Genomic DNA, 16,812 nt, shown 5'->3' with positions numbered 1-16,812 from the left:
ACGGTAAGAAGGTGGACGGCGCCCGCTCAGCGCCACAAATTCCCACGACCGAGCAAGGAGTTATCAGCATGGATCTGTCCTTCCTTTCCGAGTTCTTCACCGCAGTCTCCGACCTTGTCGGTGCCCTCGATTTCTTCTCGGGCTCCGCTGAGGCACTGAGCGGTACGGAAGAAGCCGCATAGGCATCCGCTCCACTTGGCTGGCCATTTGCGCTGGTAACTAGCTCGACAGCACGCGACGGTGCTCGCCCGTTCCCTGGGAGAGCACCGTCGCTTTGTCATTTCCTCGGCACTTATCGGTGCACGTGAACGCAAATCACAAACGTGTAACGGAACAGCACGCACGCATCAACACTCGTCAACATCGAGCATTAATGGTTATTTTGGTCGAACGACCAGTTGCATAAATCCCAAGATCAACTTTCTTCGCCGAGGATTAATTCACTCAACGCCCCGCCTTTACGCATTGCGCATGCCGACCGGCAGTTCACCCGGCAGATTGAGTGCACATCTGTACACTCACTCCTCATGATTCAATCCGAGCTGCGGCGTCGATCCGAAATACAGGCGCTCGCCCGGCTGGCCCTCGACGAGATCGGGGGTGCAGCAGACGGCATCGGGTCCATGCACCGCGCCATCGCGAACCGCATCTTTGCCGGCATCCGCGCAGGCCTCGGGCCTTCGGTGCAACCAGTGCGATTGCTCCACGACGCTCTCTCCGACGCGATCTACACCGCGGTCGCGAGCAGCGCCCGCCTCGGCGGCGCTCTGGCCGGACAACTGCTCGACCTTCCGACTTCCGACAACGTCCCGCCGTCGCAGACCAAAGCCGGCGCTCAGGTGATCGCCATCATCTCAGGCCTGATCGGCGACGCACTGGAAATGGAGGGCTCCCCCCTCGCGGAACCGATGGCGGTTCGTGTCGACGGGGCCGCGATCCCCCTGGACAGCGGCGCGCTGGCAACAGCGTTTCCCGAGGCGAGCCCACGTATCGTCGTCTTCCTCCATGGCCTCGTGGAAACCGAGAGTGCGTGGACGCTCGGCGGAAGACCGACCTACGGCGAACGCCTCGAAACCGATGCCGGGTTCACGGCGCTGCAGATCCGGTACAACTCAGGACGCCACATCTCGGACAACGGAAAGTCCCTGTCCGGACTTCTCGACACGCTGACTGCGCGGTGGCCGGTCGAGATCGAGTCGATTGCCCTGGTCGGGCATTCGATGGGCGGACTGATCGCCCGTAGCGCCTGCTACGCGGCCGCCCAGGACGATCGACCGTGGGTACAGCAGGTACGGCAGGTCGTGAGCCTCGGATCCCCACACCTCGGGGCGCCGCTCGAGCAGGCGGTGCACTACGTGAGCGCAGCGTTGGCGGCACTGCCCGAGACGCGGGCGGTATCCGGACTGCTCCGTCGGCGGAGCGCGGGTATCCGCGACCTCAATCAGGGGTCGCTGGTCGACGAGGACTGGCGCGACCGCGACCCGGACGCGCTACGTGCGGCTGCCTGCAACGAGGTGCCCCTGCTCGAGGGCGTGATGTACTTCTTCGTCTCCGCCACCATCACGCGAAGTCCCAGGCATCCCCTGGGACGTCTGCTCGGTGACGGCATGGTTCTCGTGCCGAGCGCATCGGGCCGCAATAGAACTCGGATGATCGGGTTCCGCGAGGAGGACGGGATGCACCTGGCCCCCGCTAACCATTTCACGATGCTCAACCACGAGTCGGTGTACGAGAAACTTCTCGGCTGGCTGACGTCCGCGACACCGGAGTCGGCCGGGAAGCCCCCGAACCCCCCGGCCGACTCTGGTCGTCACGAACTGGAGTCGTGATCGCATCAGGTTAACGCGACTCGGGTCGGCCGTCGGCTGTCTGTTTTCCCAGACTCCGCGGAGCACCGGTTGTGTTGCCTCACAGGCTTCGGAAGCCGATCAGGCCATCGTCGTCTGCCACACGATGGCGGCCGCAAGCGCGCCTGCGCCGTTCAACGACCAGTGCAGCGCAATGGGCGCGATGAGGCTACCGCTTCGGCGGCGCAACCACGTGAAGACGACGCCCGCCGCGGCGGTGGCCACGACCGCGGCGAGAACGCCGAGTATCTGACCGAGCAGCCCACCGCCGAGGAACCCTGACAGTCCCTTGTTCCCCGAGGTCAACCCGAGCGAAGACGCGATGTGCCAGAGGCCGAACAGAAGCGACCCTGCCGCGAAGACTCCGCGCGCACCGTAGACGCGCTCCAACGTTCCGTGGAGGACACCGCGGAACGCGAGTTCTTCCGGGATGACGGTCTGCAACGGGATCACGATCATCGAGGCGATGAGTGCCCCGGAGAGGGTGGCGTACCGGTCGGCCATGAAGAACGGGCGAGTGATGGGTAGCGCTGCGCCGATCGCCACGACACCGATGACGATGGCCATCGCGGCCAGGGCGTACACCGAACCACGCCGCAAGTGGCGGGGTGAGAGTCCGAGTTCGGCCCAGCCGAGCCCCCGGCGACGCGTGAGAACGAGGAGGACAACGGCGGAGACAGGAACGGTCGCGATACTCGCCCACACGGTGGTGAAGTGCGCGATCAGGTTGGTGGCCGCGAGGACGATCACCACGATTGCGATGTCGAGGTAGGCGTGCAGCACGGGTTTGCCCGCGCGCTCGTCGCCGGATCCGGGTTCGATGGCAGTCACACAGCCAGCTGGTGAGGTCATGAGGTCAGCCGCAGTCGTTCGTGTCGTCGCATCAATTCAAGTGTACGGATTTGCCTGTGAGAACCATGTGACAGCTTTTTGAGAACCCTGTGACAGGGGCCACAACGTCGCCCCCGGCCTCTGCCGCCTCACGTAGCCGCGTCTAGCCTGAGTACGAACTTCACACCCCTCGCTGTCCAGGAGATAGAATGGCCGACTTCCTCTACGAGGACTTGCTGCCGATCGGTGACGACCCCACCGAATATCGGTTGCTGACCACCGAGGGGGTGTCGACCGTCGAAGGACCGGACGGCCGCACCTTCCTGTCCGTCGAGCCCGAGGCCCTTCGCCTCCTGACCGAGACCGCTCTCCACGACATCTCGCATTACCTGCGCAGTGACCACCTGACACAGCTGGCGAGCATCCTGGACGACCCGGAAGCCTCCGGCAACGACAAGTTCGTTGCCCTGGACCTGCTCAAGAACGCGAACATCTCCGCGGCGGGCGTCCTCCCGATGTGCCAGGACACCGGCACGGCGATCGTCATGGGCAAGCGCGGTCAGCACGTCCTCACCCCGGGTGACGACGAGAAGGCCATCGCGCGGGGTGTGTACGACGCGTACACCCGGCTGAATCTGCGCTACTCACAGAACGCTCCGATCACCATGTGGGAGGAGAAGAACACGGGAAGTAACCTTCCCGCGCAGATCGAGCTGTACGCCGACACCGCGGCAGGTCACGAGAACTCCTACAAGTTCCTGTACATGGCCAAGGGCGGCGGCAGCGCCAATAAGTCGTATCTGTTCCAGGAGACCAAGGCCATCCTGAATCCGGACGGCATGATGCGGTTCCTCGAGGAGAAGATCCGAGCGCTCGGCACCGCAGCCTGCCCGCCGTATCACCTCGCGATCGTCGTCGGCGGTACCTCGGCCGAGTTCGCGCTGAAGACCGCGAAGTACGCGTCCGCGCACTACCTCGACGAGCTTCCGAACGAGGGTGCGATCACCGGTCGCGGCTTCCGCGACCTCGACCTCGAGGAGAAGGTCCTCGAGCTGACCCGCCAGATCGGTATCGGTGCACAGTTCGGCGGGAAGTACTTCTGCCACGACGTCCGCGTCATCCGCCTTCCGCGGCACGGTGCGTCGCTGCCTGTCGCACTCGCCGTGTCCTGCTCCGCCGACCGCCAGGCCAAGGCGAAGATCACCCCCGAGGGCGTCTTCCTCGAGCAGCTCGAATTCAATCCCGGCCGGTTCCTCCCCGAGGTCACCGACGCCCAGCTCGACGCCGAGACCGACGGTGTGTCCGGCACCGGCAAGGGTGCCGCAGTGAAGATCGACCTCACCAGGCCGATGCCGGAGATCCTTGCCGAGCTGTCGAAGCACCCGGTGAAGACCCGCTTGTCGCTCACCGGCCCGCTCGTCGTCGCCCGCGACATCGCGCACGCCAAGATCAAGGAGCGACTCGACGCCGGCGAGGACATGCCGCAGTACCTCAAGGACCACCCGGTGTACTACGCCGGCCCTGCCAAGACCCCCGACGGCATGGCGTCCGGTTCCTTCGGACCCACCACCGCCGGTCGCATGGACTCCTACGTCGAGCAGTTCCAGGCGGCGGGCGGCTCGATGGTCATGCTCGCGAAGGGCAACCGCTCCAAGCAGGTCACCGATGCGTGCAAGAGCTACGGCGGCTTCTACCTCGGGTCGATCGGCGGTCCCGCGGCGCGTCTGGCCCTCGACTGCATCAAGAAGGTCGAGATAGTCGAGTACGAAGAGCTCGGCATGGAAGCGGTGTGGAAGATCGAGGTCGAGGACTTCCCCGCGTTCATCGTCGTCGACGACAAGGGCGAGGATTTCTTCGCCGGTGTCTCGACTCCCACCCTCACCATCGGCAAGCGCCCGGGGCTCTAGCCGCTCCCCGCTCGTGCGCCTTTTCGGTAGCTGGGACTACCGAAAAGGCGCACGGGCGGAAGCCAGGGCACTCAGCGTTTCGGCGCTGCTGTAGCGCGGCTGCCAGCCGAGGTTCTTCTTCGCCTTCGAGGTGTCCATCACCACGGACGTACGCCCGGTGTGCAGCCATTCCACTATTGCCGGTACCCCCGGGAGCCATTCGAGGGCTGCCGAGGTGGCCTGTGCGACGGCCAAGGGGATTCGGACAGGCCTCGCACCCAACGCTGTCGCCACCTCGGACAGCGACACGGTTCCGTCTCCGGCGATGTTGTAGGCGCCGGGCGGTGCGTCCGTGGTGACCGCCGCGTCGATCGCCGCGGCCACGTCGTCGTGGTGGACCAGTTGCAGCGGGATGCCGGGGTCGGGAAAGAGCGGGCGCGGAAGGGGCAGCGCACCGACGACCTTCGTCACGAATCCGGGCAGGCGATCGGCGAGCTGACGCCACGGCATGGCGTCGGCCAGCGCGGTGGCGTTCGGTCCGGCGACGATGCACGGCCGGAGCACGAACACCTCGAGCCCGTTGCCGTCGGTGATCTCTGCCAGCACCGTCTCGAGTTCGGCCTTCTGTTCCGAGTAGTAGTGCTGCCGGGATCCTCGGGTGGGCACGTCCTCGGTGAGCGGGGTCGGATTGTCGGGATGATACCCGTAGGCCGCCACCGAGGAGGTATACACCAACCGAGTGGGGCGGGCGGCCGCGACAGCGGCTTCGAAGACGTTTCGCGTTCCGGTGAGGTTGATCCGGTTGCTGTCGGCTCGCGATCCCATGATGAGGAATGCGAGGTGAACAACCACATCGGCTTCACCGACGAATTGTTCGACCGCGGCGCGGTCGAGGATGTCACCTTGCCGATATTCCGTCTTGTTCCATCCGCGCTCGCCTGGGTCGAACGGCCGTCGCGCCATGCCGAGGATCCGGTCGACGGTGGGGTCGTTCTCGAGCGCGGCAACTGCGGCGAGGCCGATCTCGCCGGTGGGGCCGGTGACAGCAACGGTGATGCCCATGGGTTCCACATTTCCCCGTGGAGGCCGTATCGAAACTTCCGCCTCGGTGCGGCCGAGCACGCTGTTAGCGTGGTCGGCAGACTCTGCACGGCAACCGAGGGGACAGCCATGACGTTCAGTCTTGCTCTCACGCCAGCTCAGAAGGATCTCGTCGAGCGGACGCACAGTTTCGCCGAAGACGTGATCCGGCCGGTCGCCGCCGAGTACGACCGCAAGCAGGAGTTCCCGTGGGACGTCCTCGAGAAGGCGGCAGCAGAGGGGTTCTACAGTCCACTGTTCTACCGCGACCTGATCGGTGATCCGACGGGATTGTCGTTGCCGTTGTTCATGGAGGAACTGTTCTGGGGTTGTGCGGGAATAGGACTCGCGGTCGTGATGCCGGCCCTCGCCTTGTCGTCGATCGGCCAGGCCGCGACTCCGGAGCAGATGCTCCGGTGGGCGCCCGAATGCTTCGGGCAGCCGGGCAACCTGAAACTCGCAGCCCTGTGCATCTCGGAACCGGAGGGCGGAAGCGACGTGCGGAACTTGCGGACCACCGCGAAGCGGGACGGTGACGAATGGGTCATCGAAGGTCACAAGATGTGGATCGGGAACGGCGGCATCGCGGACGTGCACGTCGTCAATGCGACGGTCGACCCCGACCTCGGTCATCGCGGACAGGCGCTGTTCGTCGTGCCCGGCGGCACGCCGGGTATCGAGCTGGTGCGCAAACTCGACAAGCTCGGGTGCCGCGCGTCCCACACCGCCGAGCTGAAATTCCATCAGGTGCGGGTGCCGGCGGATCATCTCCTCGGCGGTGACGACAAGCTGCAGAGCCGCATGAAGAAGGCTCGAGAAGTGCAGGAGCAGGTTGCGACAGGTGCACCGCGCCGGAAGTCGGCGACACTCGGCACGTTCGAGCAGACACGTCCCATGGTTGCCGCGCAGGCGCTGGGAATCGCCAGGGCAGCACTCGAATACGCAACCGAGTACGCGAACCGTCGCGAAGCCTTCGGTGGTCCGATCATCGACAACCAAGGCATTTCGTTCCCGCTGGCCCAACTCGCCACCGAGATCGATGCGGCGCGGCTGCTGACGTGGCGGGCATCGTGGATGGCTGCGGCCGGCGTCGAGTTTCGGCACGGCGAGGGCTCGATGGCCAAGCTCGCGGCCTCGGAGGTCGCGGTGAAGACGACGGAACGCGCGCTGCAGACGATGGGCGGCTGGGGTTACATCAGCGACCACCCGGTGGAGAAGTGGTACCGGGATGCCAAGCTGTACACCATTTTCGAGGGCACCAGCGAGATTCAGCGGATGGTGATCGGGCGGGCACTGGGAGCAGCAGACGGCGCCCCTCCCCTACATTTCGATCAGGCGACCGAGGGAACCGCGTTCAATCGGCGCTTCGGCCGGGGAACGTCGGTGCGCACCAAGGCAGGCGAATTCGCGATGTCCATGAAGGATCGGATGCCCGAGTCGGCGCAGCGACTGGCGATGCGCGTACTGGCGCCGCCGAAAAAGTGATCAGGTCCAGAGTGCGGCCACCAGAACGGTGACGACGGCCAAGCCCCCGACCACGTGCACCAGTCCCGGCTTCTCCTGCCCGCGCTTCTGCCTGCCGCGCAGAATCTCGGCGAGCGCCACCACCACGAGGGACAGCAGAAGTTTCACACCGATCTTGACGTGGTTGTACTCCTTGTCGAGCGCCCCTTCACCGAGTCCGACGAGGATCAGTCCGGTGACGAACTGGAGCCGGGCACCCCACACGATCACCTCGGAGATCCGAGGAGCCGACAACACGGCGAAGTAGCCACCCACGAGTGCAGCCATGCCGAGTAGGTGGCCTACGAAGACGATGTTGTACACAACAGACATATGCGGAAGCCTAGCGGCCGAATCAGACCTTCACGATGCCTGCCTCGATCGCGGCCTCCCGATACGACGCAGCGAGAGTAGTGACGGTTTCATGGGCGTTGAGCCCACTGGGATTGGGCACCAGCCACAGGGCGGCTCCCTCCAGATCACCCGGCTGCCTACCCTTCTTCGCCGCCCGCTCGCGGAACGCCGTCCGGTACGCCGTGATTCCGGCAACCGCTACGACGTGCGGGCGGGTGCCGCGCACCACCGCGCGAAGTCGCTCGGCGCCGACCGCCAACTCGTCGGCAGTCAGCTCGTCGGCCTTGGCGGTGGCGCGCACCGCCATATTGGTGATGCCGACTCCCCGCTCGATCAGGTGGTCCCGGTCGGCGTCCGACATCCCGGCGGTGGGGTCGATAGGCCGGTCGATGATTCCGGCAGCCAGTAGAGCCGGGTAGAACCGGTTACCCGGTCTCGCGAAGTGCGCCCCGGTGGCGGCGGTCCACAGTCCCGGGTTGATACCGACGAAAAGCAACCGGCATTCGGGTCCGATCAGGTCCGGAACTTCTGCGTCGCGGTACGACTCCAGCTCGGCACGGGTGAATCTCACAGTCGCCCGGCACCCATGAGACCCGCAACGGTGTCGGCGAGCGTCTCCGACGAATCGCGGTACTCGACACCGAGTTCCACCTCACTGGGCCGGTCGTCCGTGTCCGGCATCCGCGTATAGTACTCCATCGCCGCTTCGGACACCGGCGTGTCGAAGGGAACGAATCGGTCGACCACATCGACGACGCGTCCGACGAGCCGAAGCGCGCTGTCGGGAACCGGCAGGACACCCATCCGCCGTCCGGTGACGGAGGCGAGCATGTCTGCCACTGCGCTGATCGGGACCCGGGGACCGCCGAGCATGAACCGTCGGGGGCCGTGCCCCGGCTCGAGCAGGGCGGCGTGTGCTGCCGCCACGTCCCGCACGTCGACCATCGTCCACGCCGCACTCCGCCCGGGCAGAAACCGCAGTCGGACGGCGGCCTCGACTCCTTGCGCCGCCTCACCGAACTGGTCGCCCGCGGGCGGGCCGATCACCATCCCCGGGTAGGTGATGGCGATCGGCGCACCACCCGCCTGCAGGTCACGGGCATACTCCTCCACTCGGGCCTTGCTCTGCCCATAGGCGTCCGAGGGACCGCACACGGGCAGGTCCGGGGTGAGCAGGTCGACCCCGGGCTGGAACAGTGCGGCGATACTCGAGACGTAGACGACGGGATCGCAGCCCACGTCGATCGCCGTCCCGAGCACGTTCCGAGCACCGGCGAGGTTGGTCTGCTTCATCTCCTCGGCCCGGCGAGGGTCGACCGCGACGACGGCGGCGGCATGGACCACCGCGTCGCAGCCGTCCAACGCACTCCGCACCGAATCCGGGTCGGTGATGTCTCCGACCACGTGATCCGAGGTGTCGAGACCGAGCTTCGCCGCGCTGCTCTCGAGTCGAGCAGGATTCCGGACGAGGAAACGCACGTGGTGACCGGCGTCCACCACCGCCTTCGCGCTCCATGCCCCGATGAATCCTGTTCCCCCCGTAACCAGAACTCGCAAGGTGTGTTACACCGTCCCGGCGAGGCGATTGGCGAGGAGACTCGTGAAGTGCGCGGGATCGTCGAGTTCGCCACCCTCCGCCAACAACGCCATCCCGTAAAGAATTTCGGCAGTCTCCTTCAGGCCCGGATCCTCGCTACGTTCGGCGTGCGCCGTCCGCAGAGCCGTCACCAGCGGGTGCTCCGGATTCAGCTCGAGAATGCGCTTGCTGGTCGGCACCGGCTGCCCGGAGGCGCGATACATGCGTTCGAGCGCCGGTGACATGCTGAAGGCATCGCCGACCATGCAGGCCGGGGAGGTGGTCAGTCGTGTCGACAACCGCACCTGCTTGACATGCTCGTCGAGGGCTTCGGTCATCCAGGTGAGCAGGTCGGCGAAGTCCTTTTCCTTCTCCTCCCGCTCGGACTCGTGAGCCTTCTTGTCGTCCTCGGTGTCGAGATCGACTTCTCCCTTGGCGATCGACTGGAACGACTTGCCATCGAACTCCGGAACCGCGCCCACCCACATTTCGTCGACGGGGTCGGTGAGCAGCAACACCTCGATGCCTTTTGCACGGAAGGCTTCCATGTGGGGCGAACTTTCGAGCAGCTGGCGCGACTCGCCGGTCGCGTAGTAGATCTGCTCCTGACCTTCCTTCATCCGAGCTACGTATTCCTCGAGCGACGTCAACTCTTCGTCGCTGTGGGTTGACGCGAAAGACGAGATGGACAGCAACGTCTCACGGTTGTCGGTGTCGGACAGCAGGCCTTCCTTGATCGCCCGGCCGAATTCGTTCCAGAAGGTGCGGTACTCCTCGGGGCGCTCGTTCTTGATGTCTTTGATCGTCGACAGCACCTTCTTCGTGAGCCGACGGCGGATGGCGCGGATCTGCCTGTCCTGCTGGAGGATCTCGCGAGAGACGTTGAGCGACAAGTCCTGGGCGTCCACGACGCCCTTGACGAAGCGCAGGTACTCCGGCATGAGCTGGTCGCAGTCGTCCATGATGAAGACGCGCTTGACGTAGAGCTGCACACCGACCTTGGCGTCCCGCATGAACAGGTCGAACGGGGCGTGGGAGGGGATGAACAGCAGCGCCTGGTACTCGAATGTGCCCTCCGCCTTCATCGGAATGACTTCGAGGGGATCGTCCCAGGCGTGGGCGACGTGCTTGTAGAACTCCTTGTACTCGTCCTCGGAGACCTCGTCCTTCGAGCGGGCCCACAGGGCCTTCATGGAGTTGATCGTCTCGTCCGAGATGGTGACCTGTTCCTCGCCGCCTTCCTCGGCGGGCGGGGTCTTGCGCTCCACCTGCATCCGGATCGGCCACGCGATGAAGTCGGAATAGCGCTTGACGAGTTCCTTGATCTTCCATTCCGACGTGTAGTCGTGGAGGTGATCCTCGGTGTCCTCAGGCTTGAGGTGCAGCGTGACGGAGGTTCCCTGCGGTGCCTCGTCGAGCGTTTCGATCGTGTAGGTGGCCTCGCCGGCGGACTCCCAACGCGTCGCCGAACTCTCCCCCGCCTTCCGGGTCACCAGCGTGACCTTGTCGGCGACCATGAACGAGGAATAGAACCCGATGCCGAACTGACCGATCAACTCTTCCGAGGCGGCGGCGTCCCGCGCCTCACGCAACTTGCTGCGCAGTTCCGCGGTGCCGGACTTGGCGAGCGTGCCGATGAGGTCGATCACCTCATCGTGCGACATACCGATGCCGTTGTCGCGGATGGTGAGTGTGCGCGCGTCTTTGTCCGTTTCGATCTCGATGTGCAGATCGGAGGTGTCGACGTCGAGGTCCTTGTTGCGGTAGGCCTCGAGCCGGAGTTTGTCCAACGCGTCGGACGCATTGGAGATCAGCTCGCGCAGGAACGAGTCCTTGTTGGAGTAGATCGAGTGGACCATGAGGTCGAGCAGCTGACGAGCCTCCGCCTGGAACTCGAGCTGCTCGCGGCGCGGTGCGCCGCTCTCCACCGTTTGTGCGTTCACTTCGATTCCCTTCGACAGCAGAACCCTGGACACAGAGTCGTTTTTCGGAATGATATCCCGTCGGGATACGGCGATTTCATGGTGTCGGCACGGCGGGTTCACCGGTATCCGGTGACGTCGGCGGGCATGCCGGCGTCCTGTACTTCGTCCATGTATCGCCAGCAGTCGGGCCGACTACCGTCGAGGTCGTCGAAGTCGTACACCTTCGCCAGTTGGCCGCTGGACAACGACTGCCCATTCCACCTCGATACGTCCGGATCCTGGGCGAGCGCTGCCACCGCCCGTCCGACGAAGGCGGGACTCTCGGAGATCGCGAAATGCGGGACACGCTCGGTGGCGTCACGCCAGTTCGCCTCGGTGACACCGAAGGCCTCGAGCATCATCTCCGAACGCAACCATCCCGGCGTGAGCGACACCGCCGTCGACCCGTGGGGCGGGAGCTCGTGCGCCAGCGCGAACGCCATTCTGTTCACCGAGGCTTTCGCCAGGTCGTAGAAGAAGGACACCCGGTAGTGGGCGGAGTTGTACTGGTCGGTTCCGTCGGTGACCTCGACCACCAGCCCGCCCGGACTCTCGATCAGCAGCGGAAGAGCGAAGTGACTGGTAACCGCGTGAGTTTCCACGCCGTGTCGCAGATAGTGGAGGCCGATGTCGAGGGAAGACTCCCAGACCGTCTTGTCCCACTCCATGGTGGTGGCGCCCCAGATGTCGTTGACGAGCACGTGCAGGGCTCCTTGTTCGTCGCGGATGCGGTCGACGAGGGCACGCACCTCGTCGGGTACCAAGTGATCGACCCGGACAGCGATGCCGCGTCCACCTGCGTCGTCGACGAGTTCGGCGGTCTCCTCGATCGTCTCCGGCCGGTTCATCTCGGACGGCTGGGTGCGGGTAGTACGCCCGGTGACGTAGACGGTGGCTCCCGCGGCACCCAATTGCACAGCAATTCCACGGCCCGCTCCCCTGGTCCCTCCGGCCACCAGGGCAACCTTGCCCGTCAACGGCTTCTCCATGTCTCGAACCTAACGCCGTCGAGGCCGTCCGCGGAGGCTAATCGAATACGACTCGACGAACCGCCGAGCCGGTCGCGGAAACGTAATCTACTTCTGTGCAAGCGCCGTAGGCTTGCAAGATGGAACGAACTTCGGCGAGGTGACCGGCGTGACCGAACTGATCCTGGGACCACTTCTGCGGCACGTGGGCAGGTGTGACGCGACAGTGTGGGTGGAGACTTCCGGACCGTGCACGGTCGGCGTACTCGGTCACACCGAGCACACGTGGGAGGTCGCCGGTCACCACTACGCGCTGGTGATGGTGGACGGGCTGGACGCCGGGTCGAGCACGCCCTACGAAGTCACCCTCGACGACCGCCGGGTCTGGCCGCTGCCCGACGCGAAACCGTCGACCATCCGCACGCTCGCCGACGACGGTTCGCTGGTGCTCGTCTTCGGTTCGTGCCGTTTCGCCACCATGTCCACCACGGAGGACAACAACCACCTCGGCGCCGACGCTCTCGATGCCTTCGCGTTGAGGATGGCGGAAAAACCCGAGAACGAGTGGCCTAATGCTCTCCTGTTACTCGGCGACCAGGTGTACGCCGACGAACTGTCCGCCGAAACCGAGCGCCGGCTCGCCGAGATCCACGATTTGAGCGAGCCGCCGGGACCGCAGGTCCGTAACTACGAGGAATACACCTGGCTGTATGCGGAGTCGTGGTCCGACCCGCAGGTGCGCTGGCTGATGTCGACAGTGCCGACGTCGATGATCTTCGACGACCACGACGTTCGTGACGATTGGAACACCTCGCAGTCGTGGCGGGACGAACTCGAGGCCACCTCGTGGTGGGAGGAGCGGATCGTCGGCGCGTTGTCGTCGTACTGGGTCTACCAGCACCTGGGCAATTTGGGACCCGCGGAACTTGCCGAAAACGAACTGTATCAACGTGTTCGGAACCATGGCGGTGACGTGGAACCGATCCTCCGCGAGTTTGCATCCGCCGCCGACGAGGAAGCCGACGGCGCCAAGGGTGCGCAATGGTCCTATCGCCGCGACCTCGGGCCGGCGCGGCTCCTCGTCATCGATTCACGCTGTGGACGCGTCCTCACCGACGGCCGGCGTGAGATGGTGTCCGATCCGGAGTTCACCTGGATCGAGCGCCAAACTCGGGGAGACTACGACCACCTCCTCGTCGGGACGTCGTTACCGTGGCTGCTGCCGCGCGCGCTGCACGACCTCGAATCGTGGGACGAGCGTCTGGCCGAGGGCAGCCGGGGACCACGCCTGGCCGCCCTGGCCGAGAAGATCCGGCGTGGGGCCGATCTCGAACACTGGGCGGCATTCCGCAGTTCGTTCGATCGACTCACCAGATTGTTCGGCGACGTCGGCCGCGGTCAGTGCACCGGCCCGGGTGGGCGGGCGCCGTCCACCATTTCCGTGCTGTCCGGGGACGTGCACCACGCGTACGTCGCGGAGGCACACTATCCGGAGCCGACTCAGTCGCACGTCTACCAACTGACATGTTCGCCGCTGCACAACTACGTGCCTGCCGCGATGAAGGTGGCCTTCCGCATCTCGTGGCGGCGCGCCACCGAACGGACGATCCGCTTCATTCTGGGCCGGGTCTCGAAGGTTCCGCCGGTGCCGATCGAGTGGAGCAAGGTCACGGGACCGTTCTTCGGCGATCAGGTGGCCACCCTCCGACTGGACGGCAGGGCTGCTCACCTCGTCATGGAACAAGCGAGCACTGACAGTGCGGGTACCCCTCAGTTCACCACCATGGCCGATCTCGTGCTGTCGACGGCGGACGATTCGGTGCCTAGCGCTTCTCGGCCTCCGCTTTGAGCTGTGCCAGGCCCTTGTCGAAGTCCTTGCCTACGAGCTTGTCCATGTTCACGATGAAGCCGAAGAGTTTCAGCATCCGATTCTTCCGGCCGGTCATCTGCCAGCGGACCGTCGTCCTGGCACTGTTCGGCTCGAGGAGGAACGTCGTGACGTTCTGCGCCGAAAACGGCTTCTGAAATTCCAGGTCGAGGACGACCTGGGTATCGGGTACCGATTTCGTGATCGACATCGAGCCTTTGCCCGCCTTGCGATTGCCTTCCCAGCTGTAGGTGGCGCCCACCCCGGAATCCGGCCCTGTGTAGGTCCGCCGCAGATTCGGGTCGACTCCTTCCCATGGCGACCACGCCGTCCATCGGTGGAAGTTGTCGATGAGGGGAAACACGGTTCCCGGGCTTGCATCGATCACGATGGATCGCTCGACGCGGAACTCGTCGGAAGTCTTCGGTGCCAACACTGTCTCCGTTTCGTCACTCGAGAAGCCAGGTCGCTCGAACCGACCCTGCCGGTACCGCCCGAAGTCGGGGCGTCGCGCGGTATCGTCGAGGACGACCCGTACGACATGCTGTGGTAGGGGGTGCGACATCGTCAGCGACTCGATCCGAAATATCGCTCTGGTGGGACATCAGGGTAACGGTAAGACGAGCCTCGCGGAGGCAATGCTGTTTCGTGCTGGTGTCGTCACACGTCCGGGGCGCGTCGAGAACGGCAACACCGTGCTCGACACCCAACCGGAAGAGCACGACCGTACCCAGTCGCTGACTCTCGGACTGGCGTCGTTCGAGTGGTCCGATTGCCGGATCAACCTCCTCGATGCGCCCGGTTACGCCGATTTCATCGGTGATGCGATGACGGCGCTGCATGTCGCCGACGTGGCCGTATTCGTCGTCGACGGGGTCAGCGGTCTGCAGGTCAACGACGAATTGCTCTGGCAGGCGGCGGCGGAACGTTCGATTCCCCGGATCGTGTTCATCAACAAGATGGACAAGGAAAGGGCATCGTTCGATCAGACGCTGGCAGGTCTCCGAGACCATTTCGGCGCCGGCGTGGAACCGCTCGATCTGCCGGTCGGTGAGGCGTCGGAGTTCACGGGCGTCGCCGATCTTCTCAGCGAGCACGTCATTCTCTACGACACCGGATCCGCAACCACCAGCGACGAACTCCCCGCGGACATCGCCGACCGCGAGCACGAGCAGCACGAACACCTCGTGGAAGACGTCGTCGAGATCGAGGACGATCTGCTGGCCCGATACCTCGACGGTGATGCCATCAGTGTTCCCGAACTCGAGCACGCACTGCGTCGGGGATTCGCCGGCGGCTCCCTGTGGCCGGTGCTGTGCGGTTCGGCGACCGAGGCGATCGCGATCGACCGGCTGCTGGACTTCTTGTGTCACATCGCGCCGGCGCCTTCGGAGGTGCCCGGTGTCGAGGTACGCAACGGGAACGGATCCGACTCGGTGGCGTGTGATCCTTCCGGTGATCAACTGGCGTTCGTCTTCAAGACGCAGACCGACGAATACGTTGGCCAGGTTGCGCTGATGAAAGTCCTCTCCGGCACGCTCCACGCCGATGATGTTCTCGTCGACCAGCGAACCAGCACCAAGGAACGCCTCCACAACTTGCTCCGGGTTCTGGGCAGCAAACACACCCCGATCGACACCGCAGTTGCCGGCGACATCGTGGGGGCGATCAAACTCACCGACGTCACAACCGGTGACACCCTCGCGCCGATCGGGTCCTCGCTCACGGTCACACCGGTCGAACACAAACGCCCGGTCTACGGAATCGCCGTCGCTGCCGACAGCGCGGGGGACGAAGACAAGTTGTCGACCGCCCTGGCCGAGCTGGTGGGTGACGATCCGACTCTGGAAGTGGTCCGCGACAGCGAAACCCATCAGACCGTGCTGCGGGGGGCGGGTGACGTCCACGTCCAGGTGGCCCTCACCCGCTTGCAGCGGCGATACGGCATCACCGTCCGCACCGAACCCGTGAAAATCGCCTACCGGGAAACACTGCTCGCCCCGGTCGAGACGGAAGGCAGGCACAAGAAGCAGAGCGGCGGTCACGGACAGTTCGGTGTCGCGACCGTCCGGTTCGAACCTCTCCCCCGCAACGGTGGCTACGAATTCGTCGACGCCACGCGGGGCGGCGTGATCCCCAAGTCGCTCATCCCCGCGGTGGGCAAAGGTGTTGCCGAATCGATGGAACGCGGCGGGCGACACGGGTTTCCGCTCGTCGACCTACGGGCGACGGTTCTGGACGGCAAACACCATTCCGTCGATTCGGACGATTTCAGCTTCCGGATGGCCGGGGCACTCGCTCTGCGCGCCGCCATCGACAAGGTGGGCACGCTGATCCTCGAACCCGTCGACCATGTCGAGGTCACGGTGCCCTCCTCCCTCCAGGGTGATGTGATGGCAGACCTCGGGCGGCGGCGTGGCCAGATCGAGGGCACCGAGCCCGCGGGAGACGGAGAAGTCACCGTGATCGCCTCGGTGCCCACCAGCGAGGTCGTCGACTACCCCGTCGCCTTGCGCTCGATGACGCATGGACGGGGGCGCCTGGCGCTGTCGTTCGAGCGCTATCAGGAGCGCCCCGACCCCCGGTAGCCGCCACGCCCTCCCCGTAATAGCGCTCAGTGCGGCGCAGCTTCGTCGCGGCTCCAGGTGTCCGTCTGGGTAAGCCAGAAGAGGTAAGCCAGCGCCGGCACCACCGTCACCGCGGCGAGGCCGACGACCACAAGCAGTCCGACGAGCGTTGCTTTCGCTCCCGCGGCATCGGCGATGAGAACCTGGTCGACGAGGATCCAGGGTGTTGGGCGACGCCCCAGCCGATCACGATCGCTACCGCGGCGACCAGCGCAGTGATCCGGGCGGCACCGAAGCGGCTCCGCCACAACAAGATCAGTGTGGCGACACCTGCGAGCGCTGAGCCGTGTCCCTCGGCGGCCTCACCGT

At 65.0% G+C, this 16,812-nt stretch carries 14 protein-coding genes; 5 read left to right on the top strand and 9 right to left on the bottom strand.

What is annotated here, in order from left to right; translation table 11 throughout:
* The first annotated feature begins 527 nt into the window (after window positions 1-527).
* Window positions 528-1,829 (top strand): alpha/beta fold hydrolase, encoded by a 1,302-nt coding sequence (locus HYG77_RS26005; RefSeq protein WP_109331956.1) that lies wholly within the window; start codon window positions 528-530, stop codon window positions 1,827-1,829.
* 99 nt (window positions 1,830-1,928) lie between these two features.
* Here the strand turns inward: HYG77_RS26005 and HYG77_RS26000 are convergent, their stop codons facing one another.
* Window positions 1,929-2,678: a type II CAAX endopeptidase family protein gene (locus HYG77_RS26000; protein WP_244373202.1), complete on the bottom strand. Its 750-nt coding sequence runs from the start codon at window positions 2,676-2,678 to the stop codon at window positions 1,929-1,931.
* 209 nt (window positions 2,679-2,887) lie between these two features.
* Between HYG77_RS26000 and HYG77_RS25995 the strand changes: the two genes are divergently transcribed.
* Window positions 2,888-4,585, top strand: a complete 1,698-nt coding sequence (locus tag HYG77_RS25995; RefSeq protein WP_109331958.1) for a fumarate hydratase — start codon at window positions 2,888-2,890, stop codon at window positions 4,583-4,585.
* Window positions 4,586-4,621: 36 nt separating this feature from the next.
* Here the strand turns inward: HYG77_RS25995 and HYG77_RS25990 are convergent, their stop codons facing one another.
* On the bottom strand, window positions 4,622-5,626 hold the full coding sequence (locus HYG77_RS25990; protein WP_208961087.1) for an NAD-dependent epimerase/dehydratase family protein: 1,005 nt from the start codon (window positions 5,624-5,626) through the stop codon (window positions 4,622-4,624).
* 108 nt (window positions 5,627-5,734) lie between these two features.
* Here HYG77_RS25990 and HYG77_RS25985 point away from each other — a divergent pair, with 108 nt between their 5' ends.
* Window positions 5,735-7,129, top strand: coding sequence for an acyl-CoA dehydrogenase family protein (locus HYG77_RS25985; protein ID WP_109331969.1), 1,395 nt, complete (start codon window positions 5,735-5,737; stop codon window positions 7,127-7,129).
* Here HYG77_RS25985 and HYG77_RS25980 read toward each other — a convergent pair whose 3' ends face one another.
* From HYG77_RS25980 to HYG77_RS25960, 5 genes are all read right to left on the bottom strand, one after another.
* Entirely contained in the window at window positions 7,130-7,480 is a 351-nt protein-coding gene (locus HYG77_RS25980; RefSeq protein WP_109331972.1) for a hypothetical protein, read from the bottom strand. It lies immediately after the preceding gene.
* Window positions 7,481-7,502: 22 nt separating this feature from the next.
* The gene (locus HYG77_RS25975; RefSeq protein ID WP_208961086.1) at window positions 7,503-8,072 is read right to left on the bottom strand and encodes a mismatch-specific DNA-glycosylase; all 570 of its coding nucleotides are present in this window, start codon (window positions 8,070-8,072) and stop codon (window positions 7,503-7,505) included.
* Complete coding sequence (locus tag HYG77_RS25970) at window positions 8,069-9,058, bottom strand: SDR family NAD(P)-dependent oxidoreductase (RefSeq protein WP_208961085.1); 990 nt, start codon at window positions 9,056-9,058, stop codon at window positions 8,069-8,071. The genes HYG77_RS25975 and HYG77_RS25970 overlap by 4 nt, the downstream gene beginning before the upstream one ends.
* A 6-nt stretch (window positions 9,059-9,064) precedes the next feature.
* Window positions 9,065-11,005 carry a molecular chaperone HtpG gene (gene htpG, locus HYG77_RS25965; RefSeq protein WP_280123322.1) on the bottom strand — a complete coding sequence of 647 codons (1,941 nt, stop codon included), beginning with the start codon at window positions 11,003-11,005 and terminating at the stop codon, window positions 9,065-9,067.
* Between the two features lie 113 nt (window positions 11,006-11,118).
* Window positions 11,119-12,030: an SDR family oxidoreductase gene (locus tag HYG77_RS25960; RefSeq protein WP_208961084.1), complete on the bottom strand. Its 912-nt coding sequence runs from the start codon at window positions 12,028-12,030 to the stop codon at window positions 11,119-11,121.
* Between the two features lie 148 nt (window positions 12,031-12,178).
* On the opposite strand from HYG77_RS25960, the gene HYG77_RS25955 reads away from it, so the two are divergent.
* Window positions 12,179-13,858 carry an alkaline phosphatase D family protein gene (locus HYG77_RS25955; protein WP_208961083.1) on the top strand — a complete coding sequence of 560 codons (1,680 nt, stop codon included), beginning with the start codon at window positions 12,179-12,181 and terminating at the stop codon, window positions 13,856-13,858.
* Here HYG77_RS25955 and HYG77_RS25950 read toward each other — a convergent pair.
* Complete coding sequence (locus HYG77_RS25950) at window positions 13,833-14,309, bottom strand: SRPBCC family protein (protein ID WP_204165006.1); 477 nt, start codon at window positions 14,307-14,309, stop codon at window positions 13,833-13,835. The two genes, HYG77_RS25955 and HYG77_RS25950, sit on opposite strands and share 26 nt — an antisense overlap.
* A 130-nt stretch (window positions 14,310-14,439) precedes the next feature.
* On the opposite strand from HYG77_RS25950, the gene fusA reads away from it, so the two are divergent.
* Entirely contained in the window at window positions 14,440-16,464 is a 2,025-nt protein-coding gene (gene fusA, locus HYG77_RS25945) for an elongation factor G (protein ID WP_280123321.1), read from the top strand.
* A 26-nt stretch (window positions 16,465-16,490) separates the two neighbouring features.
* On the opposite strand, the gene HYG77_RS25940 is transcribed toward fusA, so the two are convergent.
* Window positions 16,491-16,751 (bottom strand): hypothetical protein, encoded by a 261-nt coding sequence (locus HYG77_RS25940; RefSeq protein WP_208961081.1) that lies wholly within the window; start codon window positions 16,749-16,751, stop codon window positions 16,491-16,493.
* Window positions 16,752-16,812 lie beyond the last annotated feature (61 nt).

It is taken from the genome of Rhodococcus sp. ZPP (assembly GCF_017656075.1).
In the GTDB taxonomy this organism is placed as follows: domain Bacteria; phylum Actinomycetota; class Actinomycetes; order Mycobacteriales; family Mycobacteriaceae; genus Rhodococcus_F; species Rhodococcus_F oxybenzonivorans.
This window is presented reverse-complemented; position numbering and strand designations above follow the sequence as displayed.